General features: G+C 53.5%; 28 protein-coding genes, 1 rRNA gene and 1 other RNA gene. 17 read left to right on the forward strand and 13 right to left on the reverse strand.

Annotation, left to right across the window (positions count from 1 at the left end):
* Window positions 1-10: 10 nt before the first annotated feature.
* The 6 genes from ACTF5G_RS04835 to ACTF5G_RS04860 all read right to left on the reverse strand — a co-directional run bounded on the left by ACTF5G_RS04835 (window position 11) and on the right by ACTF5G_RS04860 (window position 4,189).
* Window positions 11-1,405 (reverse strand): alkaline phosphatase, encoded by a 1,395-nt coding sequence (locus tag ACTF5G_RS04835; protein WP_438951690.1) that lies wholly within the window; start codon window positions 1,403-1,405, stop codon window positions 11-13.
* A gap of 3 nt (window positions 1,406-1,408) precedes the next feature.
* The gene (pyk, locus tag ACTF5G_RS04840; protein ID WP_438951691.1) at window positions 1,409-2,833 is read right to left on the reverse strand and encodes a pyruvate kinase; all 1,425 of its coding nucleotides are present in this window, start codon (window positions 2,831-2,833) and stop codon (window positions 1,409-1,411) included.
* Window positions 2,834-2,861: 28 nt separating this feature from the next.
* Complete coding sequence (locus tag ACTF5G_RS04845) at window positions 2,862-3,434, reverse strand: 5-formyltetrahydrofolate cyclo-ligase (RefSeq protein WP_438951692.1); 573 nt, start codon at window positions 3,432-3,434, stop codon at window positions 2,862-2,864.
* A 30-nt stretch (window positions 3,435-3,464) separates the two neighbouring features.
* A non-coding RNA gene (gene ssrS, locus ACTF5G_RS04850) (6S RNA) lies at window positions 3,465-3,641 on the reverse strand.
* 24 nt (window positions 3,642-3,665) lie between these two features.
* The gene (locus ACTF5G_RS04855) at window positions 3,666-3,977 is read right to left on the reverse strand and encodes a cell division protein ZapA (RefSeq protein WP_438951693.1); all 312 of its coding nucleotides are present in this window, start codon (window positions 3,975-3,977) and stop codon (window positions 3,666-3,668) included.
* Window positions 3,978-3,982: 5 nt separating this feature from the next.
* The gene (locus tag ACTF5G_RS04860) at window positions 3,983-4,189 is read right to left on the reverse strand and encodes a TIGR02449 family protein (RefSeq protein WP_438951694.1); all 207 of its coding nucleotides are present in this window, start codon (window positions 4,187-4,189) and stop codon (window positions 3,983-3,985) included.
* Window positions 4,190-4,368: 179 nt separating this feature from the next.
* Between ACTF5G_RS04860 and ACTF5G_RS04865 the strand changes: the two genes are divergently transcribed.
* From ACTF5G_RS04865 to ACTF5G_RS04890, 6 genes are all read left to right on the forward strand, one after another.
* Complete coding sequence (locus ACTF5G_RS04865; protein ID WP_438951695.1) at window positions 4,369-4,938, forward strand: UPF0149 family protein; 570 nt, start codon at window positions 4,369-4,371, stop codon at window positions 4,936-4,938.
* Window positions 4,939-4,979: 41 nt separating this feature from the next.
* On the forward strand, window positions 4,980-6,293 hold the full coding sequence (pepP, locus tag ACTF5G_RS04870; protein ID WP_438951696.1) for a Xaa-Pro aminopeptidase: 1,314 nt from the start codon (window positions 4,980-4,982) through the stop codon (window positions 6,291-6,293).
* Window positions 6,290-7,570 carry a 2-octaprenyl-6-methoxyphenyl hydroxylase gene (gene ubiH, locus ACTF5G_RS04875; protein ID WP_438951697.1) on the forward strand — a complete coding sequence of 427 codons (1,281 nt, stop codon included), beginning with the start codon at window positions 6,290-6,292 and terminating at the stop codon, window positions 7,568-7,570. Before pepP ends, ubiH begins: the two co-directional genes overlap by 4 nt.
* On the forward strand, window positions 7,563-8,801 hold the full coding sequence (locus tag ACTF5G_RS04880) for a UbiH/UbiF/VisC/COQ6 family ubiquinone biosynthesis hydroxylase (RefSeq protein WP_438951698.1): 1,239 nt from the start codon (window positions 7,563-7,565) through the stop codon (window positions 8,799-8,801). Before ubiH ends, ACTF5G_RS04880 begins: the two co-directional genes overlap by 8 nt.
* A gap of 89 nt (window positions 8,802-8,890) precedes the next feature.
* A complete protein-coding gene (gene gcvH / locus ACTF5G_RS04885) occupies window positions 8,891-9,280 on the forward strand; it encodes a glycine cleavage system protein GcvH (protein ID WP_438951699.1) in 390 nt (129 codons plus the stop codon).
* A 98-nt stretch (window positions 9,281-9,378) separates the two neighbouring features.
* Window positions 9,379-10,599, forward strand: a complete 1,221-nt coding sequence (locus tag ACTF5G_RS04890) for a class I SAM-dependent rRNA methyltransferase (protein ID WP_438951700.1) — start codon at window positions 9,379-9,381, stop codon at window positions 10,597-10,599.
* A gap of 9 nt (window positions 10,600-10,608) precedes the next feature.
* On the opposite strand, the gene hemB is transcribed toward ACTF5G_RS04890, so the two are convergent.
* Window positions 10,609-11,622 (reverse strand): porphobilinogen synthase, encoded by a 1,014-nt coding sequence (hemB, locus tag ACTF5G_RS04895; protein WP_438951701.1) that lies wholly within the window; start codon window positions 11,620-11,622, stop codon window positions 10,609-10,611.
* 431 nt (window positions 11,623-12,053) lie between these two features.
* Here hemB and ACTF5G_RS04900 point away from each other — a divergent pair, with 431 nt between their 5' ends.
* The 4 genes from ACTF5G_RS04900 to ACTF5G_RS04915 all read left to right on the forward strand — a co-directional run bounded on the left by ACTF5G_RS04900 (window position 12,054) and on the right by ACTF5G_RS04915 (window position 13,940).
* Window positions 12,054-12,404, forward strand: coding sequence for a hypothetical protein (locus tag ACTF5G_RS04900; RefSeq protein ID WP_438951702.1), 351 nt, complete (start codon window positions 12,054-12,056; stop codon window positions 12,402-12,404).
* A gap of 383 nt (window positions 12,405-12,787) precedes the next feature.
* Window positions 12,788-13,237, forward strand: coding sequence for a hypothetical protein (locus ACTF5G_RS04905; RefSeq protein WP_438951703.1), 450 nt, complete (start codon window positions 12,788-12,790; stop codon window positions 13,235-13,237).
* A 200-nt stretch (window positions 13,238-13,437) separates the two neighbouring features.
* Window positions 13,438-13,680 (forward strand): type II toxin-antitoxin system Phd/YefM family antitoxin, encoded by a 243-nt coding sequence (locus ACTF5G_RS04910; protein WP_434985316.1) that lies wholly within the window; start codon window positions 13,438-13,440, stop codon window positions 13,678-13,680.
* Window positions 13,677-13,940: a Txe/YoeB family addiction module toxin gene (locus ACTF5G_RS04915; protein WP_438951704.1), complete on the forward strand. Its 264-nt coding sequence runs from the start codon at window positions 13,677-13,679 to the stop codon at window positions 13,938-13,940. Before ACTF5G_RS04910 ends, ACTF5G_RS04915 begins: the two co-directional genes overlap by 4 nt.
* 39 nt (window positions 13,941-13,979) lie before the next feature.
* Here ACTF5G_RS04915 and ACTF5G_RS04920 read toward each other — a convergent pair whose 3' ends face one another.
* Together ACTF5G_RS04920 and hemL are read right to left on the reverse strand one after the other, a co-directional pair.
* Window positions 13,980-14,561: a DUF2238 domain-containing protein gene (locus ACTF5G_RS04920; RefSeq protein WP_438951705.1), complete on the reverse strand. Its 582-nt coding sequence runs from the start codon at window positions 14,559-14,561 to the stop codon at window positions 13,980-13,982.
* A 153-nt stretch (window positions 14,562-14,714) separates the two neighbouring features.
* Entirely contained in the window at window positions 14,715-16,028 is a 1,314-nt protein-coding gene (gene hemL, locus ACTF5G_RS04925; RefSeq protein ID WP_438951706.1) for a glutamate-1-semialdehyde 2,1-aminomutase, read from the reverse strand.
* 92 nt (window positions 16,029-16,120) lie between these two features.
* On the opposite strand from hemL, the gene ACTF5G_RS04930 reads away from it, so the two are divergent.
* Window positions 16,121-16,732 (forward strand): DUF924 family protein, encoded by a 612-nt coding sequence (locus tag ACTF5G_RS04930; RefSeq protein ID WP_438951707.1) that lies wholly within the window; start codon window positions 16,121-16,123, stop codon window positions 16,730-16,732.
* A gap of 9 nt (window positions 16,733-16,741) precedes the next feature.
* Here ACTF5G_RS04930 and hemJ read toward each other — a convergent pair whose 3' ends face one another.
* On the reverse strand, window positions 16,742-17,197 hold the full coding sequence (hemJ, locus tag ACTF5G_RS04935; protein WP_438951708.1) for a protoporphyrinogen oxidase HemJ: 456 nt from the start codon (window positions 17,195-17,197) through the stop codon (window positions 16,742-16,744).
* Between the two features lie 10 nt (window positions 17,198-17,207).
* Window positions 17,208-17,387, reverse strand: coding sequence for a hypothetical protein (locus tag ACTF5G_RS04940; RefSeq protein WP_438951709.1), 180 nt, complete (start codon window positions 17,385-17,387; stop codon window positions 17,208-17,210).
* 100 nt (window positions 17,388-17,487) lie between these two features.
* Here ACTF5G_RS04940 and argC point away from each other — a divergent pair, with 100 nt between their 5' ends.
* The 4 genes from argC (at window position 17,488) to erpA (ending at window position 20,144) form a co-directional block, all read left to right on the forward strand.
* Window positions 17,488-18,519 carry an N-acetyl-gamma-glutamyl-phosphate reductase gene (argC, locus tag ACTF5G_RS04945; RefSeq protein ID WP_438951710.1) on the forward strand — a complete coding sequence of 344 codons (1,032 nt, stop codon included), beginning with the start codon at window positions 17,488-17,490 and terminating at the stop codon, window positions 18,517-18,519.
* Window positions 18,520-18,530: 11 nt separating this feature from the next.
* Entirely contained in the window at window positions 18,531-19,238 is a 708-nt protein-coding gene (locus tag ACTF5G_RS04950) for a DUF6776 family protein (RefSeq protein ID WP_438951711.1), read from the forward strand.
* 11 nt (window positions 19,239-19,249) lie between these two features.
* Complete coding sequence (locus ACTF5G_RS04955) at window positions 19,250-19,690, forward strand: bactofilin family protein (RefSeq protein ID WP_438951712.1); 441 nt, start codon at window positions 19,250-19,252, stop codon at window positions 19,688-19,690.
* 100 nt (window positions 19,691-19,790) lie between these two features.
* Window positions 19,791-20,144, forward strand: coding sequence for an iron-sulfur cluster insertion protein ErpA (gene erpA, locus ACTF5G_RS04960; RefSeq protein ID WP_438951713.1), 354 nt, complete (start codon window positions 19,791-19,793; stop codon window positions 20,142-20,144).
* A 43-nt stretch (window positions 20,145-20,187) separates the two neighbouring features.
* On the opposite strand, the gene ACTF5G_RS04965 is transcribed toward erpA, so the two are convergent.
* Window positions 20,188-21,312 (reverse strand): anhydro-N-acetylmuramic acid kinase, encoded by a 1,125-nt coding sequence (locus tag ACTF5G_RS04965; RefSeq protein ID WP_438951714.1) that lies wholly within the window; start codon window positions 21,310-21,312, stop codon window positions 20,188-20,190.
* 11 nt (window positions 21,313-21,323) lie between these two features.
* Window positions 21,324-22,751: a peptidoglycan DD-metalloendopeptidase family protein gene (locus ACTF5G_RS04970; protein WP_438951715.1), complete on the reverse strand. Its 1,428-nt coding sequence runs from the start codon at window positions 22,749-22,751 to the stop codon at window positions 21,324-21,326.
* A gap of 169 nt (window positions 22,752-22,920) precedes the next feature.
* On the opposite strand from ACTF5G_RS04970, the gene tyrS reads away from it, so the two are divergent.
* Both tyrS and ACTF5G_RS04980 read left to right on the forward strand, forming a co-directional pair.
* Window positions 22,921-24,228, forward strand: coding sequence for a tyrosine--tRNA ligase (gene tyrS / locus ACTF5G_RS04975; RefSeq protein ID WP_438951716.1), 1,308 nt, complete (start codon window positions 22,921-22,923; stop codon window positions 24,226-24,228).
* Window positions 24,229-24,775: 547 nt separating this feature from the next.
* Window positions 24,776-24,840, forward strand: a 16S ribosomal RNA gene (locus tag ACTF5G_RS04980); the annotation flags it as partial.

The raw sequence follows: 24,840 nt of genomic DNA on the forward strand, positions 1-24,840 counted from the left end.
GAAGGCCCGTTCAGGGCAACTGCAAATGCTCCCGCATTAGCTGGTAAATATCCCGTTGGCTCATGAGTGCAGGAATTTCCCGCCCGTCAACGCCCTTCAAAAATACAGGAACATGGACCCCGGTGTGCTGCTCCCATTCCCCATGGGGTGGTGCATTGGTGGTATAGCTGACAGCCATCAAATCACTCTGCCGGGTTTTCAGTACAGCGTAATAGCCGGGTGGATACTGGGGTCTTCCCAGTGACTTTGTCATGGCCATATAGTCGTTGGGTAGAGGAACAATCTGCTCAGCCTGGCCATGATCCGCTGTGACGATGACCAGGGTCCCGGGATGCTGTTGGGCAAATTCCTGTCCGATCGTGACAGCGCTGTCCAGCGCGTTCAATTCGCCAATCTGGCCACAGGGATTGCGCTGATGGGCCTGTTTGTCAATGGACGCGCCCTCAACCATCAGAAAGAATCCCCGCGAAGGGTCTCTCGATAACCGGGCAAGTGCCTTCTGGGTCAATTGGGATAGTGTCGGTGTCCCGGTATGTCGGGGGTTTTTCAGGCAGTCAAAAGGCTCGCTGAACGCGGGTTCGCCGGAGGCCAGTTGGATGGCCTCGGCTTTGCGGTTGCCGTCGCCGACCCACTCCACAGGCAGATGTCCCGGTGCAAACAGACCCAGTAGGCGGAACTCGGCGGAATCATCCAGTTTATCCAGCTGGTTGATGCTGTCGATATACTGATATCCCTCATGCCTTGCCTGATCCAGTAGAGTGGTTCCCGCCTGATTTTTCTGGGCAAAATGTCGTTTTCCACCGCCGAGTAGCACATCAGTGCGGGCGTCAATGAGTTGCTCGGCGATTGAACCGGGACCACCCTGTTGTTTCGCGTCGATGGGGCACTGCTGGGAGGGCGGAGCATAGCTGATGGACCGATCCATATCCTCCGGACCCTGACAATTGCGGTGTGCTGTATGAGCGGCAAAAGCGGCTGGCGTGGCATCGGTAAGACTGGCTGTGGTGACCAGTCCGGTAAGGAATCCAGATTCGCGAGCGGCCTGGAGTATCGTGGGCTGGTCGAGATCCGTTCCGGCGCTGGTAGCAATGCGCCCGGCACTGGTGAGTTGGCCAGTCGCCAGGGTCGATGGGGAATTGGCACTATCGGCGATGAAGCTGAACTGGTCTTGCTGGTGCTCCAGAAGCGTCTGCACCCGAGCAGAACTGCGCACCGGCAATTGTTCCATCGCCAGGGTGCCCTGTGGGCCGTGCAGGTAATTGCGTGCCATGGTGATCTGGTGTTCATCCATGCCATCGCCGATAAAGAAAATCACATTGGTCGGCTTTTCTGCATCACTCCGCGCTACTCCGGTTAGAAGGCAGGCTATGGTGACTGTTGCCAGTATTTGAGCGATCCGAAGCATCGTCTATTCGATAGGTACTTTCAGCAAATCACCCAGTTTGCGAATCTGAATGGCATCAATGCCGGAGCCTGCGAGGGCATCGGAAATAACCACCAGTCGATCTTCCGGGGTAAATTCGGCCCGCTCAATAAGGATGTTGGCCGCCGTGGCGAGGGTTTTTTCCGGGTCTTCACTGAAGCTGATACGAAAACTCAGGACGTTGCGGTTCAGCACCAACTGACGGCGGGTGCGGCTGTCATTGGTAAAGGCACAGATGATCGGTGCCTGGGGATGACAGTTGGTGACGTAGCCCGCCATACGCCCCCGGCGGGTAGGCACAATGATAGCCTTGGCCTTGATCGACTCTGCCAGCTTGACGGCGGCGGCGGCAATCTCTTCCTTGTCATTTTTGAGAATCAGGTGATCGGTAAAGCGAAGGCCCCGGCTGAGTTCGATGGAGCGGGCGATGCGATCGAGGATCTCCACACATTTAACCGGGTATTTGCCGATAGTGGTTTCGCCGGACAACATAATCGCGTCGGCTTCCTCATAGACGGCATTGGCCACATCCGTGACTTCGGCGCGGGTGGGCATGGGGTTTTCAATCATTGATTCCAGCATGTGGGTGGCAACGATGACCCGTTTACCCTCCTGGGCGCAGAGGCGGATAATGCGCCGCTGTACCCGGGGCAATTTTTCAATGGCGATTTCGACACCGAGATCACCCCGCGCCACCATCAGGCCGTCCGAGACCTTGATGATCTCACGGACATTCTTGACTCCCTCCTGATCCTCGATCTTTGAGATGACCTTGATCTTTTCAGCCTTATCCCCGAGCAGTTGATGGAGCTGGTGAATGTCTGCAGCATCGCGAACAAAAGAGAGTGCAATAAAGTCCACTTCCTGTTCGACCGCGAATTCAATATCGCGTTTGTCCTTTTCGGTAATGGCCGGAAGATTGACTCTGATGCCTGGCAAATTGACGTGGCGCTTGCTCTTCAGCACACCGCCATCGACGACGCGGCAGCGCATCACCCGGTCCTCTTTGCTGAGAACCTCGAGATTGATCAGGCCATTATCCACGGTAATTTTGTCACCGATCTGTACATCGTCGATCAGGTTTTCATAGTTGATGCGAATGGAGCTTGCCTCCACATCATCCTCGCCCCGTGCAACGACTGAGATTTCATCGCCCTGTTTCAGGTCGAGTTCGTTGTGGATATCGCCGGTACGAATTTCGGGTCCCTGAGTATCCATCAGGACAGCAATCGGGTGGTGGCGTTTTCTGTTGAGCGTCCGGACAGCCTTGATAACCCTGGCGTGGGATTCATGATCGCCGTGGGACATGTTAAGTCGCACCACGTTCATGCCGGCATTGGCCAACTGTTCGAGCATGTCGTAGGACTCGGTAGCGGGCCCTATGGTACAAATAATCTTGGTTTTACGCATATGGAGAAGGCTTCTCGACCTGACTGGGTTAACGAACCTGAATAATATTCCGTTCGGTGACGATGGCTTGCAATGGAATATCCCAGGGTTGCGAGGCAATACTATCAGTTTCCTGGCAGCTGTGGGCTAATCCGATGAATTTGGTCAGCCCGAAAGCCTGACTCAGGGTGCGGTCGTAGAAGCCGCCCCCCATGCCCAGCCGGTTGCCCTGACGGTCAAAGGCGACCATGGGTAACAGAACCACATCTATGGCAAGCAGCGGAACGATCCGATTACGACGCAGGGTGGGCTCTGCGATGCCAAAGCGATTGCTTGTCAGCAGTTGCCCCGTACGGTAGCGAACAAAGTGCAGGCGATTCTGTTTCAGTGGGTGCAACACGGGTAAATAGCAGGCCTTTCCAGCTGCCTGGGCGATTCCCATGGCAATAAGCGGATCTATCTCGCCATCATTGGCCAGGTAAAAAGCGATGTTTTTGCCAAACAGGAAGGCTGGCAGCTGGCACAATTGCCGTGCAACACCGTTGCTGGCTTCAGATTGCTGTCGTGCTGACAGTGACTGGCGTTGTTGACGCATCCGTTGACGAATGGCTTTGTTGTCCATCGCTGCTCAGTCTTTTGGCTGTGATCTGGAAAGGTCCCCGGAGGTGCCGCTGTCAACGTGGCCTTGAACCGTACAGTTCAAGGTGGTGGGTAACGCAATACTTTAGGCTTTCCGTCACGCGGACTTGCACACCGTATAGACTGTTACCCTCCAGGTTACAGATTATCGGCTCAAGGACTTGTCGACTGGCAAGCACCCCAGGGCGTTTAACCATTATAGCTCAGGGGGTGATTAAAAGGAGGAGGTGGAAGGTTCAAAACTCTCCAGTGCCGAGGAGAGTTTGCGGTCCAGGCGCTGAAAAGCCTCATCGGAAAGGCTGTGACTGGCCGTTTGAGCTTCCAGCTTTGACAGGTCATAGGTGAGGTTCAATGCCGCCATCACGGCGATGCGCTCCAGCCCGATAACGCCGCCACTGCTGCGGATGGAACGCATGCGCTCATCCAGTGCGCGGGCTGAGAGCAGCAAGGCGTCGCGTTCTTCCGGTGGACAACTGACCTGGTATTCCTTGTCGAGAATGCGGATGTTGACAGTCTGCTGGTTCATCCGGTTCAGCCTTCGTTATTGAGGTTTTTGAGTCTGACAATCATGTGCTCAACCCGGTTGCGAGCCAGCTCATTCTTTTCCAGAAGTTTGCTGCGCTCCTTTAAAAGGGTGGATTCACGCTCGCGCAGTGAAGTGTTCTCTTTCTGCAGGCGCGCACAGATATTGATCAGTCGATCAATTTTCTGTTCAAGGGTTTGTAGATTTTCTGACATGGACACGACCGTGGATGTACGTTGCACACAACTATATTGTGCCCTAACACGCCGGTCAATAATCCTTACAGCGCTTCGAGAAGTGTTACCTAGCTTATTATGCAAGCAGGAATTTTTATTTCTGCTCTGTGACGGGATGATTGGCTTCTGGAACGGTGATAGGATTCCGGTTCATTTTCTTGCCGAAAGAGCAGACGGATATGGAGTTTAATGACATTGCCGATGCGTTTTTGCGCGCCAATTTGCCGGGCAGTCCGGCCGAGTTGCATGGTCTCTTGTGTGGCCGTATCAGCGGTGGCCACCATGACGGTGGAGAGCAATTAATGACCATGGTCCGCCAGTTGCTTGATGTGGAAACAGAACGGGTGGAGGACCTCGGTGATGTATTGCCGGAGCTGCACCGTTTTTCGCTCGGCTCAATCAGCAGTGGTACCTACGAGTTTCAACCCTTGCTACCCGGCGATGAGGTCGAGCTGAATCAGCGCCTGCTGTCATTGGGCGAGTGGTGCCAGGGCTTTTTGTTTGGCCTCGGTAGCGCGGGGCTTTCCGGGGAGGATGCGCTTACCGGTGATATCGCCGACGCATTGGGTGATCTGGCGGCTATTTCCCAGATCGGGACTCTGAACGAAGAAAGTGAGGAAGATGAAGTCAGTTATACTGAGCTGGTCGAATACGTCAGGGTGGCCGTATTATTGGTGTATGCTGAATTGAACAAGGTCGATGATCCGTTATCCCGCACACTACACTAACATTCTACCGCCAGAACCCCGTCTGGAGACCCTGTAATTTTATGATCAACAAGCAGGAATTTGCCCGCCGCCGCCGAACCCTGATGGAGCTGATGGCGGATAACAGTATTGCCATTATCACGGGTGCTGCCGAGCGCATCCGCAACCGGGATGCACATTACCCATTCCGCCAGGACAGTGATTTTTATTATTTGAGTGGCTTTCCGGAGCCCGAGGCGGTACTGGTGATGATTCCCGGTCGAGAACAGGGCCAGTTTCTGCTGTTCTGCCGGGAGCGCAATGTCGAGCGTGAGATATGGGACGGCTACCGGGCGGGACCGGAGGGCGCGTGCAGTGAGTACGGTGCCGACGATGCTTTCCCGATTGACGATATTGATGACATTCTGCCGGGTCTGCTGGAGGGCCGTGACAAGGTCTATTACGCGATGGGCAAGGATCCCGCTTTCGATCGCCACCTTATGGAGTGGGTCAACAGTATCCGTTCCCGTTCGAGGGCCGGTGCCAGTCCGCCGGGGGAGTTTGTCGATCTCGATCATCTGCTGCATGAGCTGCGGTTGTTCAAGAGTGCCGGTGAACAGAAAATCATGCGGGCGGCGGCAAGTATTTCTGCCAGAGCACACTGCAGGGCCATGCAGGTCTGCCGTCCAGGCATGCACGAGTATCAGTTGCAGGCCGAGATTGAACATGAATTCGCCATGGCCGGGGCCCGTTTCCCGGCCTACAACACCATTGTCGGCGGGGGTGCCAATGGATGCATCCTTCACTACGTTGAAAACAGTGCCAAGCTGACTGGAGGTGATCTCGTATTGATCGATGCCGGTTGTGAGCTGGAGCACTATGCCTCTGACATTACCCGCACATTCCCGGTGAATGGCCGTTTCTCGGCTGAACAGAAAGCGATTTATGATGTGGTATTGCAGGCCCAACTTGAAGCCATTGAGGCATGTAAGGTGGGCAGTCACTGGAATGAACCGCATCAGACCACGGTAAAAATTATCACCGATGGGCTGGTCGAGCTGGGGATTCTCGACGGCGAGCTGAATGAGCTGGTGGAAACCGGGGCCTACCGTGACTTCTACATGCACCGCGCCGGTCACTGGCTGGGCATGGATGTCCACGATGTGGGCGATTACAAAGTACATGATGAATGGCGGTTGCTTGAGCCCGGTATGGTGCTGACCGTGGAGCCCGGTATTTATATTTCCAAAGATAACCCCCGGGTCGACGAACGCTGGCGGGGCATTGGCATACGCATTGAAGATGACATCCTGTTGGGCAGTTCGGGTCCGGTTGTACTGAGCGCCGATGCACCCAAGACAGTCTCCGATATTGAAACCCTCATGGCCGGCAAATGACGGGTAGCGCCGCCCCTGAATCTGCGGTGGACATCGCCATTGTTGGTGGTGGCATGGTGGGTGCGAGTCTGGCATTGCTATTGTCTCACCTGAAGGTGAACTGGCGCATCCGGGTCATTGAATCCTTTCCTCTGCCGGGCGCCGACATCCTGCCGCCGGGTTTCGATGAGCGCTCTACGGCGCTATCCCACAGCAGCCGGGAAATCTTTGAGTTATTGGGGCTTTGGCAAGCGTTGCAGCCCGGTATTACTGAGATCAGGCAGGTGCACGTCTCTGATCGGGGTCATTTCGGTATGACCCGGCTCACGGCTGCCGAGCAGCACCTGCCCGCCCTGGGCTATGTGGTGGAAAATCGCCAGCTGGGTGCAGTGTTGATGAGTGCCCTGCAGCAGGCACCCGGCGTTGTGGTGACATCTCCGGCTCAGGTTACGGCCATCAGCCCATCGACCTGCAGTGTGCGTCTGCAGGTTTCCAGAGATGCCAATGTGGTAGAGGTTGTTAATGCCGGATTACTAGCAGTGGCCGATGGTGCACAATCCCCTACCCGCGAACTGCTGGCGATTGGCTCGCGGCGCAAGGATTACGGGCAGAGTGCTGTGGTCGCCAATATCGGTTTGCAGCTGGATCATGGCGGCATTGCCTATGAGCGCTTTACCGATCTTGGCCCCATGGCCATGTTGCCACTTCAGCCATTGGCGGGAGCGCATCGCTGTGCCATGGTCTGGACCATGCCGCCAGAGCAGGCCACTGAACTGTTGGCGGTTGACGAGGCGGAGTTTCTTGCCCGGTTGCAGCAGCGTTTCGGTTATCGGCTTGGGCCATTTGTCCGGGTGGGTAGCCGGCAGGTGTATCCTCTGAGCCTGATCACCAGTGAAGAACAGGTGCGCAGTCACCTGGTTGTGGTGGGCAATGCTGCGCATTCGTTGCACCCGGTGGCTGGGCAGGGGTTCAACCTCGCCCTGCGCGATGTCGCCGTACTGGCAGAGACACTGGGTGAAGCAGTGGCAAACCACCAGCTACCCGGCGACTTAAGTGTGCTGCAACAGTACCTGCAGCGACAGCAACTGGATCAGCAGCAAACCATTCTACTGAGCGATTTGCTGCCTCAGGTATTCGGTCTGCATTCCATCCCGATGGCATTGTTGCGCAATACCGGTTTGCTGGCACTGGATACGGTGCCGCTACTGCGCCATCAATTTACCCGGCTGGGTATGGGGCTCGAAACCCGTGGAACGCCCATGCTGGGGCCTATGTCGGAGAGCATGACCGTTGGCTGAAAAAGAGCAGGTGACCGAAAAGTCGTTTGATATTGTCGTTGTGGGTGCCGGCATGGTCGGTGCCAGTCTGGCTGTGCTGATCGCCGGGTCCAGCTGGGGACAAGCACTGCGCATCGGGGTTCTGGAAGCGCGTCCCTTTACGATGCCCGACCTTTCGAGCAGCTTTGATCCCCGGGTCGTGGCGCTGACGGAATCATCCCGACAATTGTTCGATCAAATGGGTATTTGGTCATCGATCGCGGCGCAGCGTGTCTGTGCCTACCATCGTATGGAAATCTGGGAAGCCGATGGCACTGGTCATATCGAGTTTGACTGTGCCGATGTGCGCCAGCCCAACCTGGGCCATATTGTGGAGAATGCACTGATCGTCCGAGCACTGCTGGAACGGTTGGAGGGTGTGCCCAATGTGGAGTTGTTGTGCCCTGCGGTGGTCGAGAACCTGGCCATTGCCGGCAAGGATTCTGACAGGGCTGTTCTGACCCTGTCGGACGGTCGGTCTATCAGTGCCGGGTTGGTGGTCGCAGCCGATGGTGCGAACTCCGTTATTCGCAGGTTGTGTGGTCTGAAGCTCCGGCAGTGGGATTATGGTCATCATGCGATTGTGACAACAGTGACCACAGAAAAGAGCCATGGCCATACGGCAAGACAGCGTTTTCTGCCAACCGGGCCGCTGGCCTTTTTGCCACTATTGGACGACGGAGGTGAGGCTCGACAATGCTCCATTGTCTGGTCTCAACAAACGCCGGTGGCGGAGTCACTGATGGCGCTTGATGACCGGGCATTTTGTCAGGCCCTTGGCCAGGCGGCAAACCATTGTCTGGGCGAAGTGTTGGCTGCTGATCGTCGTCACTGCGTTCCGCTTTGGCAGCGCCATGCGGTCGATTACACGGTTCCCGGTGTCGTCTTGCTGGGAGATGCGGCCCACAGTATTCATCCCCTGGCGGGACAGGGCGCCAATCTGGGTTTACAGGATGCGGCTGTGCTGGCAGAGGAAGTGCAGCGGGCATTGCAGCGTGGGTTGCCCCCCGGTGACCGATTGGCGTTGGCGCGCTACCAGCGCCGCCGCAAACCACAGAACCTGGCAATGATGGCGGCCATGGAGGGTTTCAAGCGCCTGTTTGAAGCTGACGCATTACCGTTGCGATTGCTGCGCAATGACGGCATGACCCTGTTTAACGGCGCCGGACCATTGAAAAAGCAGTTGATCTGGCAGGCCATGGGCCTGACATAGTGAGTTCGGCTGATTCGGCACTTCTGTTTGCGCCCGATCGGGTTTAGAATCGCCGACAGTTTTTGATCGTCAATATCGAGGAGACCACCATGAGCGAGACACCCGGGGACCTGAAATATGCGCCTACCCATGAATGGGCGCGCGATGAAGGCGATGGCACTGTGACAGTGGGAATTACCCAACATGCACAGGACAGTCTGGGTGACGTGGTTTATGTGGAGCTGCCCGAAATTGGCGCTGTGCTGGTGGCGGGTGATGACGCCGGGGTTGTCGAGTCGGTCAAGGCGGCTTCGGATATCTATGCCCCGGTTTCCGGTGAGGTGATTGCCATTAATGAGATCCTTGAGAATGCCCCGGAAACGATCAACGATTCTCCCTATGACGACGGCTGGTTTTTCAGGCTCAAAATGTCTGGCCCCGATGAGCTGGAAGATCTGCTCGATGCGGACAGTTACCAGGATCTGGCCAGCGACAAGTAAGGTCGGTGAGTGGGATCAAGGCGGCGTAGTCCCCGCCAAGCAGAGCTGCCAGGTGGCAGCTCTTTTTGTTTGTAGCTTTACCTTTTTTGGAGTGAGTCATGTCAGTTGAATCGCCTGTTGAGCAAAGCCCGGTAGCCAGTTTGCGCCTCAAGACCGGTGCAGACCGTCGGTTGCGCGCGGGCCACCTGTGGATATACAGCAATGAGGTGAACACGGATATGACACCGCTGAAAGGCCTGTCGGCCGGTGCGGCTGTGGTCGTCGAAGATGCCAGAGGGCATTTTGTCGGTATGGCCTCGGTCAACCCGTCTTCCCTGATCTGTGCCCGACTGTATTCACTCCAGCAGGATCGGCAGCTTGACCGCAGTCTGATTACCCAGCGCCTGAAACAAGCCATGAAACTGCGCGAACAGTGTTTCGAAAAACCGTTTTATCGGGCGATTTTTGGTGATTCCGACCTTCTGCCCGGTCTGGTGGTCGATCGGTTTGGCGATTATCTGTCGGTACAGCTGACCACGGCGGCGATGGACAGCCGCCGGGATGAGGTGATTGCAGCGCTGGATGACGTGTTTTCTGCGAAGGGTATTCTGCTGCGCAACCAGGGCTCCTTTCGCACCATGGAAGGCTTGTCGGAGTACGTGGAAGTCGTGGCCGGGGAAATACCCGAACGGGTGGAACTGGAGGAAAACGGTGTTCGCTTTCTGGCACCGCTGCTCACCGGTCAAAAAACCGGCTGGTACTACGATCACCGGGAAAACCGCCAGCGCCTGCAGCATCTGGCAAAAGACAAATCGGTTCTGGATGTCTACAGTTACGTGGGTGGTTGGGGCGTGCAGGCCGCTGCCGCCGGTGCCAGCTCGGTTACCTGTATCGATGTGTCGGGCGACGCCCTGGCTCTGGCACAGGAAAACGCTGCCCTCAATAATTATCGGGGCGAGTTTACCACCCTGCAGGGCAAGGCCAATGATCTGATGAAATCCGTGCTGGATCAGGGGCGTACCTACGACCTGGTGGTGCTGGATCCCCCGGCTTTTATCAAGCGGCGCAAGGATCAGCGTCAGGGTGAAAAGGCCTATCATCAGATCAACCAGTTGGCGCTCAGACTATTGGCCCCGGGCGGCACACTGGTTTCCGCCTCCTGTTCCATGCATTTGTCGCGTGAGGCGCTGATGGATGTGGTGAAAACCGCGGCGGCCCATCGGCATCGCCAGCTGCAGGTTTTCGCTCAGGGCGAGCAGGGTCCCGATCATCCGGTGCATCCGGCCATTCCAGAAACCAGCTATCTGAAGGCGATTTTTGCCCGTGACATTGCCGATTAATCGCGCCGATTAGTCGTTCAGCAGGCGGGCGGCTTCCATCGCAAAATAGCTCAGCACGCCATCGGCGCCGGCGCGCTTGAAGCACAGCAGGGATTCGAGAATAATCTGCCCGCGGTTCAGCCAGCCGTTCTGGAATGCCGCACAGTGCATGGCGTATTCGCCACTCACCTGATACACAAAGGTGGGGGCTTTCAATTCCTCCTTCACTCGGCGCACCACGTCCAGATAGGGCATGCCCGGTTTTACCATGATCATGTCCGCGCCCTCCTGCAAATCGAGGGCGCACTCGTGCAGCGCCTCGTCACTATTGGCCGGGTCCATCTGATAGGTTTTCTTGTCGCCCCCCTTGATGTTGCCCGCTGAACCTACCGCGTCCCGGAACGGCCCGTAGTAACTGGAGGCATATTTGGCGGAGTAGGCCATGATGCGGGTATTCACATGCCCGGCCTGTTCCAGTGCTGCCCGCACCGAACCAATGCGACCGTCCATCATGTCCGAGGGTGCCACCACATCGGCACCGGCGGCGGCGTGGGACAGCGCCTGTTTCACCAGTGTTTCAACGGTGATGTCGTTCAGCACATAGCCACTCTGGTTATCAATAATGCCGTCCTGGCCGTGCACGGTGAACGGGTCCAGCGCCACATCGGTTATCACCCCCAGTTCCGGCACCGCATCCTTGATGGCTTTCACCGCCCGCTGGGCTAGGCCATCCGGGTTGTAGGCCTCCTCCGCCAGCAGACTCTTGGCGGACTGCCGTGTCACCGGGAACAGGGCAATAGCGGGAATACCGAGACCGGCAATTTCCCGCGCCTGTTTCACCAGCAGATCAATGGACAGCCGCTCGATACCGGGCATCGAGCCCACCGCCTCGCGTTGGCCGGCACCTTCCAGCACAAACACCGGGTAAATCAGATCATTCGGAGTCAGCACCGACTCCCGCACCAGACGGCGGGAGAAATCGTCGGCGCGGTTGCGACGCAGGCGGGTGGTTGGAAAGGGACCGTGAGGGTGATTAAAACTCATGATTGCTCCAAGGCTGATAGGCCTGAGGATAATAGGCAGGATGGGGCGGTTAATCAATTTGTTGGTGGCTGGGGCCACTAACAGCGGTTGCGACTACAGGAGCGCGGTGAAATACTTGTGGCAGTAGTGAAGATAGGTCGGTCGACTTGCTTCATGCGGGAAACAACCAAAACCAAAGGAAAGGTAATGGCGATATTGCAAAAAAAACATTTCGAGTCGGCAGCGGATTCAGCCTGCCAGATTTTTTTGTCCAGCAAACCAAACGCGGCCCTGATAACAGATTCTGGACATCTGATGGTGTATAGATTGTTATTAAAATCAATGTTTTACGGAATACTACGGGTGTCAGCATAATATATTACAGTGGCCGCCTTTTAATAATTATTATGAGGCCGAAGGCCTCATTAACAGGCTGTTAGCTTAAGGAAAATATGAGCACAACTAAAAATACAAAAAGGCTTTATAGTGTTTTAAGGTTTATCTCTCCATTTCTACGAGATATCTTAGAAAAAGATCCAGTGACGTCACATTCGATGTTCAAAGCTCTTGCTTATGGTCAATCAGGTATAACATTTGCCCTTGTCCTAAGTAATTTAGAACAACCAAATATTGTTATTGAAGGTTTCACAGCATTATTTCCAATATTTTTTGTATTTGGAATATTTTTTGTATTTGGAATATTTTTTGGCTTTATGGAGGGCAGTAAGAACAAGAATCAAAATTTCCTTTCTTCTATCGCACTATACTTTTTGGCGTGCTCTTTATTAAACCTTATTTTTTAGCAATACTATTTTTTCTAAGTTCTATTTATCTCGGCATAGCTTATATTCTAGGAATATTCGCTAATTTTCATATAGTTGGTTCCGCCATGAAGCTTTATGTGAGGTTAAGGGATAATTAAGCTAACGTAAAAGCGTAAGGATTAAAGGCGTCGGTGACAGTTGAGAATAATTTGCAGTTGTCACCGACCCCTTTATTCCCATGTTTTCTGTCAAAAATCGACTTTTACGCATAGAGGGAACTATTGTCATTGCAGGAACTTTGGTATGGGGATTTGGAGATTTACTTGTGCCATGTGTAAATTAATGTTGCCAAAAAGTGGCATTACAAAGCCAGTCAGCAGGACGCTCGCAAGCTTGTGCCTCTGCTGGCGGGGTTAGTTGCTATGAGTATTTCCGAACCACTTAGATTACTGAAAGCCTTATCTGTCGAGGGGGAGCTTACTTGTGGACAAGCAAGTGAGCTTATTAAGAAAAAGTCTAATGATCACAGAGATTACCACCCATTAGCGATATTATTTTGTGCTGGATATGTAAATATCGATACTAAAGACAGCAGCAAAACTTTCGCATCTCAAGGTATACATCAATTATCAATATTCTTATATATGATGCTTTCGTTGGGTCCTGGAAAACCATATTTAGGTCAATCTGTATCCGGATCAGGATTTGATAAGGAGATCCTATATATTACGGCTGAAGGGCATTTTAAACTTGATGAATTGGCCCAAAAGCGCTCTGAACGTATCTGGGCAATATTGATAGGTATAGCAGTAGGTATATCTGTTGCAGTCATTTCTAATCATGTAATTGCTAATGTTCCAGTATGTAACTAACAAGAGGGTCTACCAAAGAATAAAGGGGTCGGTGACAACTGAGAGTCATTCCCATTTAATGTTCACTGGCTTCTTGGGCTTTTGTGTAACCCCGCTTTGTTAAGGGTGTTTTTTACTTTTGTAGGTGCAGTACGTTCGTATTGACGTACGTACTTTATCGCGTACTATTGGTGAGTAGATAGCCACGCGAGAAATACGTCATGACCGGAATCACTGCAACTGAGGCACGCAGCAACCTGTATCGGTTGATTGATGAAACCGCCGAGTCTCACCAACCAATTGTCATTATGGGCAAACGGAACAAGGCTGTTCTGGTGTCCGAGGAGGATTGGTCTGCAATTCAGGAAACGCTCTACCTGCTCTCTGTGCCAGGTATGCGCGAGTCTATTCGTGAGGGGATGGATACCCCTGTAGACGAATGCAATGAGGAGCTGGACTGGTGACATGGACGTTGCTTTACACTAATCAGGCTCAAAAAGATGCGAAAAAACTGGCTTCAAGTGGTCTGAAGTCAAAAGCTCAGGAATTGCTGGTACTGATTGCAGAGGACCCTTACCGAAAACCGCCACCGCTTGAAAAGCTCATTGGCGATCTTGCCGGGGCTTATTCACGCCGCATTAATATCCAGCATCGTCTGGTCTACCAGGTGCTTGACGAGAAGTGCGTGGTAAAAGTTCTCCGACTTTGGAGTCATTACGAATAGAGAATAAAGGGGTCGGTGACAACTGAGACTCATTCTCATTTAATTTCGACCGGTACCTTTTACTTGTTCTTTGAAAAACGGGATTGCCAGACAGGCGCCGAGAAGATTCGCCACTAGGTCGATCGCTGTGTTCTCGTATCCCCCCACATTGGTGTCGGGTACTAGCACGGTGGCAGCAAACTCTACAATTTCATTGAGGCCGCCGACACCGCTCGCCGCCAGGACCGTCAGACCCGTGAGCAGCCAGCGGGGCGCGTCGAGGCCAGCTGCTGCGATCACTCGCCACAGCAGAAGCGCGATGATGAAGTAGCAGTAAACGTGTACCAATTGATCATATTTCAGAATCGAGTAGGGCTCTCCGACGATATCGATCAGCACCAGCGAATACAGGACACCATCGCCCACCTGCCACAGTCCCCCGAAGATGTGCAGAAGCAGCCAGAGGTTGAAACCCCAGAGCAGTGCTTGGCCGAAAGCGAATTTTCTGTCACCCAGGTGAATCAGCGTTACCAGCGCGAATGCGATGATCGCGTAGATCAGGAATTCGTGGTTTTTGTCGACCAGACTCCAGGTGCCCAGCGTCGCCACCAGTGTGTAGGCGAACAGAAACGGTTTACGCATGCAGTGGCCTTCTGTAGAGAATCAAGCCAGCGTGCCCTGTGGGGGCAGGGCCGCCTACATATTTCGGTCCGCCCCGCCATGTCTGGCTTTGAGCTGAAATAAAGAGGTCACCGACCCATTTTGCTTTCCCTTTTAGCCGAATAAGAATGAGTCTCAATTGTCACCGACCCCTTTTGCCTCTCTTTTGCTCAGGGTTTTAAACACCTGCTCCGCCGCATCCAGGGTGAACTCCAGATCCTCATCGCTGTGGGCGGTGGACATAAACCCTGCTTCATAGGCTGCCGGGGCCAGATAAATACCGGCATCCAGCATGCCGTGGAAGAATTTGCCAAAGCGTGCGGTGTCGCAGGCCATGACTTGCTGGTAGTTGGTGACGGCCTTCTCCTCGGTAAAGAATACCCCGAACATACTGCCCACATGGTTGGTGGTCATGGCAATGCCGGCGGCATCAGCGCGTGCTTGCAGGCCCTCGATCAACTGTGTGGTTTTGGCAAAGAGTTCGTCGTGGAAGCCGGGCCGCGTCATCAGTGCCAGTGTCGCCAGCCCGGCGGCCATGGCCACCGGATTGCCGGACAGGGTGCCGGCCTGGTAGACCGGCCCGAGTGGGGCGATCTGCTCCATGATTTTACGCTTGCCGCCAAAGGCGCCTACCGGCATGCCGCCACCGATGACTTTGCCCAGCGCAATCAGGTCGGCATCAATGTTGTAGCGGCCCACGGCACAGCGAGGGTCGACGCGGAAACCGGTCATCACCTCATCAATGATCAGCAGGGCGCCATACTTTGTGCATTGACTGCGCAGGCTCTCGAGAAAGCCCGGTGCAGGAGGGATGCAGCTCATGTTGCCGGTAACTGGCTCCAGAATGACGCAGGCTACCTGCTCGCCAATTTCGGCAAACGCCTGTTCGACGTCCGCTATGCTGTTGTAGGTCAGTGTTACCGTATGGTCGGCCAGTGCAGCCGGTACCCCCGGCGAGCTGGGTACGCCCAGAGTTAATGCCCCGGAACCGGCTTTTACCAGCAGTGAGTCCGAGTGGCCGTGGTAACAACCCTCAAACTTGATGATCTTGTCGTGACCGGTAAAGCCCCGCGCCAGACGAATCGCACTCATGGTGGCTTCGGTGCCGGAATTGACCATGCGCACCATGTCCAGCCCCGGCACCCGCTCACAGAGCTCGTCTGCCAGTTCAACTTCCAGCGCAGTGGGTGCACCAAAGGTCATGCCTTTCTTCAGCTGTTCGGTGACGGCGGCAATAACGTCGGGGTGGTTGTGTCCGGCGATCATTGGTCCCCAGGAAAGCACGTAATCGATATAGCGTTTACCATCCACATCGAAAAGATGTGCGCCCTGGGCGTGATCAAAAAAAACCGGGGTGCCGCCAACGGCCTTGAAAGCCCGGACAGGTGAATTGACGCCACCGGGGATGTGGCGCTGGGCCGCTGTAAATAGTTGCTCTGATCGTTGCATGGTTTTAAGCTTTTTTTGTTGATAAATGAAAGAAAGTTATTATCCTTGATTGGGCATAAAGACGCTATGCAAAGCCACAGAATGGAGGTGCGATGAACAGGGCAGAGCCGGCCTGGCAACTGATCCTCGATTACTGGTTTGGTGCAGAGCCTGACGATGCAATCTGTGCCCGTCAACAGTCGCCAATCTGGTGGAGAAAAAGCCCCGAGGTGGATGCCGATATTCGCGACCGCTTCGAACCCTTCCTGCAGGTGCTCATCAATGGTGGTAACCGCTACTGGTTGCAATTCGCCGAGAGCCGCCTGTCTGCCATCATTGTCCTCGATCAGTTTTCCCGGAATATCTATCGGGACTCGTCAATTGCCTTCAATGCCGACAGGCTGGCGCTGAACTGGAGTCTCTCCGGTATTGAGGCCGGCATGGATAAACAGTTGCGGCCGATTGAGCGGGTTTTCTTTTATCTACCTCTGCAGCATGCGGAAAGCCTCGATATCCAGCGACGCAGTGTGGTGTTGTACCGACACTTGCTGGCCCAGGTGCCCGCGGCACACAGGGAAACTTTCGCCGGGTTTCTGGATTATGCCGAGCAGCATGCGACCGTCATTGAGCAATTCGGTCGTTTTCCCCATCGCAATGAGGTGCTCGGCAGAGTGTCCACTGCTGAGGAGCTGACGTATCTTGCCCAGCCGGGTAGTGGGTTCTAGCCGGGTGGATTAAAACGGCCTGACTATAACCATCACCACGATGCCAATCAGCATCAGTACGGGAGTTTCGTTAAACCATCGGTAGAACACATGACTGCGGGTATTTCTGTCATCCCTGAACTGCTTCAGCAGATACAGGCAGCTGTAATGGTAGGCGATGAGGAGTAGCACCAGTACCAGTTTTACCTGAAACCAGCCGCTGTTCAGGAAGTAGTTCGGGTAGATGGAAAACAGCGCAATGCCTAGCGCAACGGTGACCATCATCGATGGGTTTGCGATACCCCGGTAAAGTTTGCGCTCCATGATTTTGAAGCGTTCGATGCTGATCTGATCCTCGGCCATGGCGTGGTAGACAAACAGTCTTGGCAGGTAGAACAGTGCCGCAAACCAGCTGACGACAGCGATGAGGTGAAATGCGGTAATCCAGCTTTGGCCGCCCAGCAGAAATTCTTTTATCAATGCCATTCGCTGATCCTTATTGATAATAATTGTCGATATCCTGACGGGTTATGATACCAGCAACTTCGCTTATGCAGCCCAGTACAGCCAACTGGGGCAGGGCATCGGTGTGGGCAAGGCGCACGCGGAAGGCATTCAGTCGCCGTGAAGGCCACTGTTTCCAGCCATGGACTTTCTGTGCCTCTTGGAAGTTCATTTGACGCGCTCCGATTGTTGCGGGAGAGTGCCCGTTTATTGGCCGATGGTTTGCGCTATTATAGGTAGCTCAATCAAGGCATGACAGGAACATTTATATCGTGATCAAAGTAGGTATTGTTGGCGGGACAGGTTACACCGGTGTTGAATTATTGAGATTGCTCGCGGTTCACCCCGATGTGATGGTGACAACGATCACCTCTCGTGGTGAGGCCGGGCGCCCTGTGGCCGAGCTGTTCCCAAATCTGCGTGGGCACTTTGATTTGTGTTTTACCGATCCTGCCGCCGGCGATCTCGGCAGCTGTGATGTAGTGTTTTTTGCCACTCCTCACGGCGTTGCCCAGATGACTGTACCCGGCCTGCTCGAGAAAGGTGTGCGGGTAATTGACTTGTCGGCGGACTTCCGGATTCGTGATGTGGCTTTATGGGAGACATGGTACAAGCAGCCCCATGCCGCACCTTCGCTGCTATCCGGGGCTGTGTATGGTCTCCCGGAAGTGAACCGTGAGGCGATTCGGCACGGCCGTCTGATAGCCTGTCCGGGCTGTTATCCCACCAGTGTTCAGCTTGGCTTCCTGCCTTTGCTGGAGCAAGGTCTGATCGACCAGGGAGATCTGGTTGCAAACTCTGCTTCGGGTGCCAGTGGCGCTGGTCGTCAGGCCAATGTCGGGACACTGTTGGCTGAAACCAGTGATAATTTCAAGGCGTATGCCGTTCCCGGTCATCGGCATCTGCCGGAAATCAGGCAGGGACTGGAGGATATTGCAGGATCCGGCGTGGGGCTGACCTTTGTGCCGCACCTGCTGCCAATGATCAGGGGTATTCACTCCACACTGTATGCCAATCTGCTGGATACCGATGTGGATGTGCAGCGGCTGTATGAGGACCGTTTTCGGGACGAACCCTTTGTCGATGTGATGCCTGCCGGTAGCCATCCGGAGACGCGCACTGTGCGAGGCTCCAATATGTGCCGGATAAGTGTTTTTCGGCCGCAGAATGGAAACAAGGTGGTGGTGCTGGTGGTCGAGGATAATCTGGTTAAAGGTGCCTCAGGTCAGGCTATTCAGAATATGAACATCATGTTTGGTCTTTCAGAAAAGGCCGGTTTACTGGCGCCTGCGCTACTTCCCTGATGTCCAGGGTGATGTCGGAACAATTGGTTGTCAGGCCCCACAGGCCGGGGTATCGACGGCTGGAACTCACGCTTTGGGTGCTGGTGACAGTAATTTCATTTGGTGTCGGTTTTTTGCTGGGTGGTGGTTTTTTTGACCGAACCCTGATGGACAGCAGAGTGTTGGCCAGAGAGCTCAAATCCGCCCATGAGCAAAACCTGCAGTTGCAACAGCAACTGGCCAATGCGGAACTTGGTGCGCAGGTTGACGCGACTTCTCTAGAATCCGTCAGAAAACTGGTTGCCGCTTTACAGCAAAAGTTGGCCGCCAATGAAGAGGAGCTGGGGTTATATCAAAATCTTCTGCAGGAAAACGATAAGGAAGCGGGTCTGCAAATCGGTAGATTGGTCTTGAAGCCTGCCGTGGAAAATGGTGCAGTGGCCTACCGTTTGATTGTTCAGCAAAAAGCAGCCAATCTGAAGCAGGTCAAAGTGAATGTAGCGATTCGTCTGGAGGGCCTCAGGGATGGTCAGTCAGAGACCTTGGGGTTTGATGAAATGGATGTCCAGATTGCCACATTGCCATTACAGGTTACCTTCAAATATTTTCAAATAATGGAAGGTAGCATTCGGGTGCCTGCTGGCTTTCAGCCATTGGCAGTGCTGGTGAGTGTGTGGAAGGATGGTGCCGAAAATAGTCGAGTGGAACGGAGTTTTGACTGGCAGTTGAACGAGGCTTGATGGAGCAGATCATGAGAAAGAAATCCAATCCGGCACCTTTTGCCGCAGGTACGACAACCTTGGTAGCTGGTGGGACTTCCGTAGTCGGCGACATTCATTTCAGCGGAAACCTTGAAGTGGAAGGACATATAACCGGCAACATTATGGCTGAGAATGGTGCTGATGCGCGGGTTCGCATCCTTCCACAAGGTTGTGTCGTGGGCGATATTACTGTCCCGGTAGTGGTCATTAATGGCCGGATCGAAGGCAATATCTACTCCAATCATCAGGTTGAGCTGGGGGCAAAAGCGGTAGTGGATGGTAATTTGCATTACTCCTTGATCGAAATTGAGAAGGGCGCTCAGGTCAATGGCAGTTTTGTCCATCAAAGCCAGGCTGAACTGGGGTCTAAAGCCGCTTCGGAAGAGTCTGCCCCGGAAGCCGATCTGGAAGTTACACTGGAAAAAGTCTAAGTCTCTAGGCAGTAAGACCCTGCTTCATGATAGAATACCTGAGTGGAATGCTTGGGTATTATCAGATGTTGCATTCCTTACAGTTTATTCAGGAGCATGCATGTCAGGAATTGCAACATTTACACCGATGCCGCTGTACATTTCGGACAAGGCAGCCGGAAAGGTGAAGGCTCTCGTGGAAGAGGAGGGTAATCCCGATCTCAAGCTGCGGGTATTTGTTACGGGTGGAGGCTGTTCGGGATTTCAGTATGGGTTCAGCTTTGATGAGGTCATGGCTGAGGACGATACGTTGGTCAGCAAGGATGGCATAGCTGTGGTTGTGGATCCGCTCAGCTTTCAGTATCTATCGGGGTCAACTGTCGACTATGAAGAAGGGTTGCAGGGTTCCCGATTTACCATTACCAACCCCAATGCCACGACAACCTGTGGCTGTGGTTCTTCATTTTCTGTCTAGTCGTATACATCTTTCTGACTTTTGCGCTACCCGTGCTGTCGGCTCAGGCGGGATGGATAGCACCTAAAATGGAGGCTTTTGAAGCCCCGGTTACGGTAGGCTCATTCCCCGGTTTCCCGGCAAGGGTCTGCTGTGCAAGCCAGGCAAATGCCATCGCTTCTACCCATCTTGGCAAAACTCCTAAAGCGGCTGTGTTGCCTACATGAATCGGGTCTAGCAGCGCGCTGATCCGTCTGACCAGTGTGCCGTTATAAGCGCCGCCGCCACAAATGTATGCTTCTCTTATCCTTGGGTGCGATTCTTTGATACTTGTACTTATCGTCTGTGCTGTAAATTCCAGCAGCGTGGCTTGCAGATCAACAGGATCCGCGGAATCGCCAAAGCTCGCCAGTTGATATGACAGCCATTCGGGGTTGAACAGCTCTCTGCCGGTGCTTTTTGGGGCCTTTTTTAGCAGGTAGGGTGTTGTTAAAAACTGTTCCAATAAAGGTTGTATGACCTGACCTGTGCCGGCCCACTGGCCATCGTCATCGTACGCCTTGCCGAGACACTGCAAAATCCAGCTGTCCATCAGCCCATTACCCGGGCCGGTGTCATAGCCCAACGGGCTGGACACGCCATCGCCGTATAGCAGTGTGATATTGGCAATCCCGCCGATATTGATAATGGCCCTCGGTGTTCCAGATTGTTCAAATGCCGCACGGTGAAAAAGTGGGGTCAGAGGCGCGCCCTGCCCGCCAAGTGCAATATCGCGTCTTCGAAAGTCAGCGACGGTGGTGATTCCCGTCAGGTGCGCAATGGTGTTGGGGTCGCCGATCTGTAAGGTAAAAGGATGCGTGACCCCATGCCCAGCCGGGTAATGACGAATTGTTTGACCATGGCTGCCTATGGCTATCACCTGGCTGCTGTCAAGACCCTCCCTGTGGAGTAGTGTGTTAACGGCATTGGCAAAGCGAATCCCCAGCTCCCTGTCAAGTTGCCCCATACGGGAAATCTCATTTAAGCCGGGTGTTGCCAGGTCGTGGATGTCGCTCTTTAAGTCGTCTATATCACAACTGAGCGTGGTCAGAAGTTGGTGTTGTCCGCCTGACAGATTGGCTAGAACGGCATCAATGGAGTCGGCACTAGTGCCTGACATCAGTCCTATGTAAAGTTCCCTGTTAGGCATTTATCGTGCGATCAATCGACTTGAGCGGGATTTTTGTCGGTGAGCAGGGCCAGCCTGAAGCTTTGGCGATTTTGTGCCAGTCGGGTCATTAATGTCTTGGTGGTACTGGCAAATCTGTTTTTTTCTGCCGGGTCTATTGGCAGTGCCTTGGGCAGTGAGACGGTGCGGGGGTTTTGGTGAACACCATTCACCAGGAATTCGTAGTGCAGGTGCGGTCCGGTTGAATACCCCGTGGAGCCAAGTGTGCCAATTACCTGGCGCTGTTTGACATGTTGACCCTGTTTCACGGTGCGTTTGTCGAGATGCAGGTACTTGGTTGTATACCCCTGGCCATGCTGGATAAACACGTAGTTACCATTGGCTTTGCTGTATGCAGATGCGATGACTTTGCCCTTGCCAGAGGCAAAGATGGGTGTTTCTCTGGGTGCGACATAATCAACGCCGCGGTGGGCACGAATACTCTTGTGGATGGGATGCATCCGGCGCAAGTTGAAATTGGAACTGATTCTTGTGAAATCCAGAGGGGCACGCAAAAAGGCTTTGCGCATGCTCATGCCATCGGGGGTGTAATAATTTGCTACGCCTGCGCTGTCTTCATAACGAACCGCCTGGAAGGTGCTGCCCTGATTGGTGAATTCAGCTACCAGGATATTGCCGGTGCCAATTTTCTCACCATCCAGGTACTTTTCTTCGTATAACACCGAGAACTGATCACCCTTGCGGATATCGAGTGCGAAATCGATATCCCAGCCGAAAATATTGGCAACTTCCATGATGACATTATGGGGTAGCTCGGCCCGCTCTCCGGCCAGAAACAATGAATCCTCGATGGTTGACTCGCGGTAGGCGTTGACGACATCGGGCTGACGTACGACATGTTCCGCAGAGAAGGCCGGGCTCTCAGTATCCGCTTGCTCAGTAAAGACATAGGATTCGAGTTTCGATTTATTATAAATTAATTGGCCTAGCGAACCGGACTCATTAAGCCCGAACAGGAGCTCCTCGCCAGGACGCATGTTTGCCAACGGCTTGGTCAATGGGGACGAAGTCATCAATCTGTGAACTTCACTGGCGCCCAACGAAACTTGCTGAAAGATAGTGGACAGATTGGAACCGCTGCGCACAGTGGCGGTTGACCAGGAGAGCATATCTGTCTGGCGGTCATCTTCTGCCTCATGTGCTCCCTCTATACCGTCAGTTTCGATGGCATCTGTTGGTTCGCGAGCCAATAGATGGCTGTCCTCCTGAAAAGACAAGTCAACGGTGGTCATCTGGCGGTTGGCTTCGACCTCTTCACTGGGTAATACAGAAAGTCCGATGAAGATGGCCGCGGCCAATGAACCGAGTATCACCAGGTGGCGATGGGAATGCTTTCCCATTAGCAGCTGTTGTCTGATGGTTTCACTTTTGGTGCTTGATGAGAATGTGGCTTGGCTCATGATGATTCAATAATCGTCTTAGGTTATTGGTTTAAGATGCCAATATATAACAGAAAGTCTCACAGTCCCACCTTCGGTAACAGGTTTTATCCTGTCGAATACTTGTTTTTGTGAACGGATAAGGTAAGGTTTGCCTCCCCGTCGAAAGCATCCATTTGGGATTGGCAGTATGTCTCAGAATGCCCCTAGTCTAATCACAGAATTGCAGTCCAGAGGACTTGTCGCACAGATGACAGGTGATGGTACGTTGATTGAGCACCTGGCCGATAGCCAGCGTACGGTTTATTGCGGCTTTGATCCAACTGCCGACAGTCTTCATATAGGTAGTTTGGTGCCATTATTGGCATTGCGCCGGTTTCAACTCGGCGGGCATAAGCCTATAGCTCTTGTGGGTGGCGCCACCGGGTTGATTGGCGACCCCAGTTTTAAATCCCAGGAGCGGAAACTCAACACGGCTGACGTGGTTGAGGATTGGGTGGAATCCATAAAAAGGCAAGTGTCCCGCTTTATCGATTTTGATAAGGGTTCCAGCTCCGCAGAGGTGGTGAATAATTTGGACTGGATAGGTCCGCTGAACTTGCTGACTTTCTTGCGTGATGTCGGCAAGCATTTTTCAGTCAACAATATGGTCAATAAAGAGTCGGTGAGGCAGCGTCTCGATCGTGAGGGGGCTGGTATTTCATACACCGAGTTCACTTATATGCTGCTCCAGTCATACGATTTTGCGCAGCTGAATCGACGCTATAACTGTACCGTACAGTTAGGGGGCTCTGATCAATGGGGTAACATCACCGGGGGCATTGATCTCACCCGTCGATTGAATGGCCAGCACGTGTTTGGTATGACGCTCCCGCTGGTGACGAAATCGGATGGTACAAAGTTTGGTAAAACTGAAACGGGTACCATCTGGTTGGATCCAGCCAGAACATCGCCCTATGCTTTTTATCAGTTCTGGATGAACACAGCCGATGCGGATGTCTACAAATTCCTCCGCTACTTTACTTTTCTGCCTATGGCCGACATAGAAGGAATAGAAAGGGCCGACCTGGAGGCGGGCGGAAGAAAGTCTGCACAGGGTCTGCTTGCCCGGGAGCTGACCAATCTGGTCCACGGGCACGAAAGCGTAATGACTGCTGAGCGAATTACCCAGGCACTGTTTACGGATGGGCTTGATGAGCTCTCTGAAAGTGATCTTGAGCAGTTGAAGCAGGATGGTATGCCGGCCAGCGATCTAAGTGTTGCAGGTCTGCAGGGAAAACCGCTGACTGGCTTGCTGGTGGAGTGCGGGCTGGCTAATGCTGGTAGAGAAGTTAAGGACGCGCTCGGTCGATCGGCGGTGTGGGTTAACGGTGTGGCCAAAAATGAATGTGACAACCTGGCAGCAAGCGATACGTTTGCCCCGGATCGCGCACTGTTTGGTCGCTTCTTTGTCGTCAAATTAGGCAAGAAAAAATACCATCTTCTTGAATTGGTTTAAGAATACGCCACCCTGTGTTGTCTTCTACAGACTCGGTGCCACGGGTTGAATCGGGTAGGTTTAAAAAAAAGATTGTATAAAGGCGTTGACGGGTCGAAATAAAACGCTAGAATGCGCGCCTCGGTTCAGGGCGAAGCCCAAAAATCGACAGTCCGGCAACTACAAATTTTTTGTTGAAAGCCGTTGACAATAAGGTTTAAAGCGCTAGAATGCGCGTCCGCTTCAGGTAACTCGGAAGCGGGGTCAACTGGGAAAGCAGGCATGAAGATGCCAAGCAATATTAACGGCTTAAATCAGTTGACATTAGGGCCGCGATAATTAGAATACGCAGCCCGCTCAAACCATAGAGCAAACGTTCTTTAACAATAGATCAGATAATGCGTGTGGGTGCTTGCTGAGACGATTCGAGTGATAACGAATCATCAAACGCAAGTAACTCATCAATTCATACGATTTGGTAAGCCAAAGTGTTTGAGCCAAGTTTTTGAGTAGTATCGCGGGTTTCGTGAAACTGCTCCCTCTTATCGAAAGGTAGAGGTTAAAGATTAAACTGAAGAGTTTGATCATGGCTCAGATTGAACGCTGGCGGCAGGCCTAACACATGCAAGTCGA

It is taken from the genome of Porticoccus sp., assembly GCF_965660005.1.
Lineage (GTDB): Bacteria > Pseudomonadota > Gammaproteobacteria > Pseudomonadales > Porticoccaceae > Porticoccus.

Excerpts from the sequence above, each read along its gene's own strand:
- ACTF5G_RS04950 (WP_438951711.1), top strand. The coding sequence starts at position 18,531 with ATGTCGGAACAATTGGTTGTCAGGCCCCACAGGCCGGGGTATCGACGG.
- hemB (WP_438951701.1), bottom strand. The coding sequence starts at position 11,622 with ATGAGTTTTAATCACCCTCACGGTCCCTTTCCAACCACCCGCCTGCGT.
- ACTF5G_RS04910 (WP_434985316.1), top strand. The coding sequence starts at position 13,438 with ATGACCGGAATCACTGCAACTGAGGCACGCAGCAACCTGTATCGGTTG.
- ACTF5G_RS04970 (WP_438951715.1), bottom strand. The coding sequence starts at position 22,751 with ATGAGCCAAGCCACATTCTCATCAAGCACCAAAAGTGAAACCATCAGA.
- ACTF5G_RS04835 (WP_438951690.1), bottom strand. The coding sequence starts at position 1,405 with ATGCTTCGGATCGCTCAAATACTGGCAACAGTCACCATAGCCTGCCTT.
- hemJ (WP_438951708.1), bottom strand. The coding sequence starts at position 17,197 with ATGGCATTGATAAAAGAATTTCTGCTGGGCGGCCAAAGCTGGATTACC.
- ACTF5G_RS04955 (WP_438951712.1), top strand. The coding sequence starts at position 19,250 with ATGAGAAAGAAATCCAATCCGGCACCTTTTGCCGCAGGTACGACAACC.
- ACTF5G_RS04905 (WP_438951703.1), top strand. The coding sequence starts at position 12,788 with ATGAGTATTTCCGAACCACTTAGATTACTGAAAGCCTTATCTGTCGAG.
- ACTF5G_RS04930 (WP_438951707.1), top strand. The coding sequence starts at position 16,121 with ATGAACAGGGCAGAGCCGGCCTGGCAACTGATCCTCGATTACTGGTTT.
- ACTF5G_RS04890 (WP_438951700.1), top strand. The coding sequence starts at position 9,379 with ATGTCAGTTGAATCGCCTGTTGAGCAAAGCCCGGTAGCCAGTTTGCGC.
- ACTF5G_RS04855 (WP_438951693.1), bottom strand. The coding sequence starts at position 3,977 with ATGAACCAGCAGACTGTCAACATCCGCATTCTCGACAAGGAATACCAG.
- ACTF5G_RS04940 (WP_438951709.1), bottom strand. The coding sequence starts at position 17,387 with ATGAACTTCCAAGAGGCACAGAAAGTCCATGGCTGGAAACAGTGGCCT.
- ACTF5G_RS04900 (WP_438951702.1), top strand. The coding sequence starts at position 12,054 with ATGAGCACAACTAAAAATACAAAAAGGCTTTATAGTGTTTTAAGGTTT.
- ubiH (WP_438951697.1), top strand. The coding sequence starts at position 6,290 with ATGACGGGTAGCGCCGCCCCTGAATCTGCGGTGGACATCGCCATTGTT.
- pepP (WP_438951696.1), top strand. The coding sequence starts at position 4,980 with ATGATCAACAAGCAGGAATTTGCCCGCCGCCGCCGAACCCTGATGGAG.
- pyk (WP_438951691.1), bottom strand. The coding sequence starts at position 2,833 with ATGCGTAAAACCAAGATTATTTGTACCATAGGGCCCGCTACCGAGTCC.
- ACTF5G_RS04920 (WP_438951705.1), bottom strand. The coding sequence starts at position 14,561 with ATGCGTAAACCGTTTCTGTTCGCCTACACACTGGTGGCGACGCTGGGC.
- gcvH (WP_438951699.1), top strand. The coding sequence starts at position 8,891 with ATGAGCGAGACACCCGGGGACCTGAAATATGCGCCTACCCATGAATGG.
- hemL (WP_438951706.1), bottom strand. The coding sequence starts at position 16,028 with ATGCAACGATCAGAGCAACTATTTACAGCGGCCCAGCGCCACATCCCC.
- ACTF5G_RS04845 (WP_438951692.1), bottom strand. The coding sequence starts at position 3,434 with ATGGACAACAAAGCCATTCGTCAACGGATGCGTCAACAACGCCAGTCA.
- erpA (WP_438951713.1), top strand. The coding sequence starts at position 19,791 with ATGTCAGGAATTGCAACATTTACACCGATGCCGCTGTACATTTCGGAC.
- tyrS (WP_438951716.1), top strand. The coding sequence starts at position 22,921 with ATGTCTCAGAATGCCCCTAGTCTAATCACAGAATTGCAGTCCAGAGGA.
- ACTF5G_RS04860 (WP_438951694.1), bottom strand. The coding sequence starts at position 4,189 with ATGTCAGAAAATCTACAAACCCTTGAACAGAAAATTGATCGACTGATC.
- ACTF5G_RS04965 (WP_438951714.1), bottom strand. The coding sequence starts at position 21,312 with ATGCCTAACAGGGAACTTTACATAGGACTGATGTCAGGCACTAGTGCC.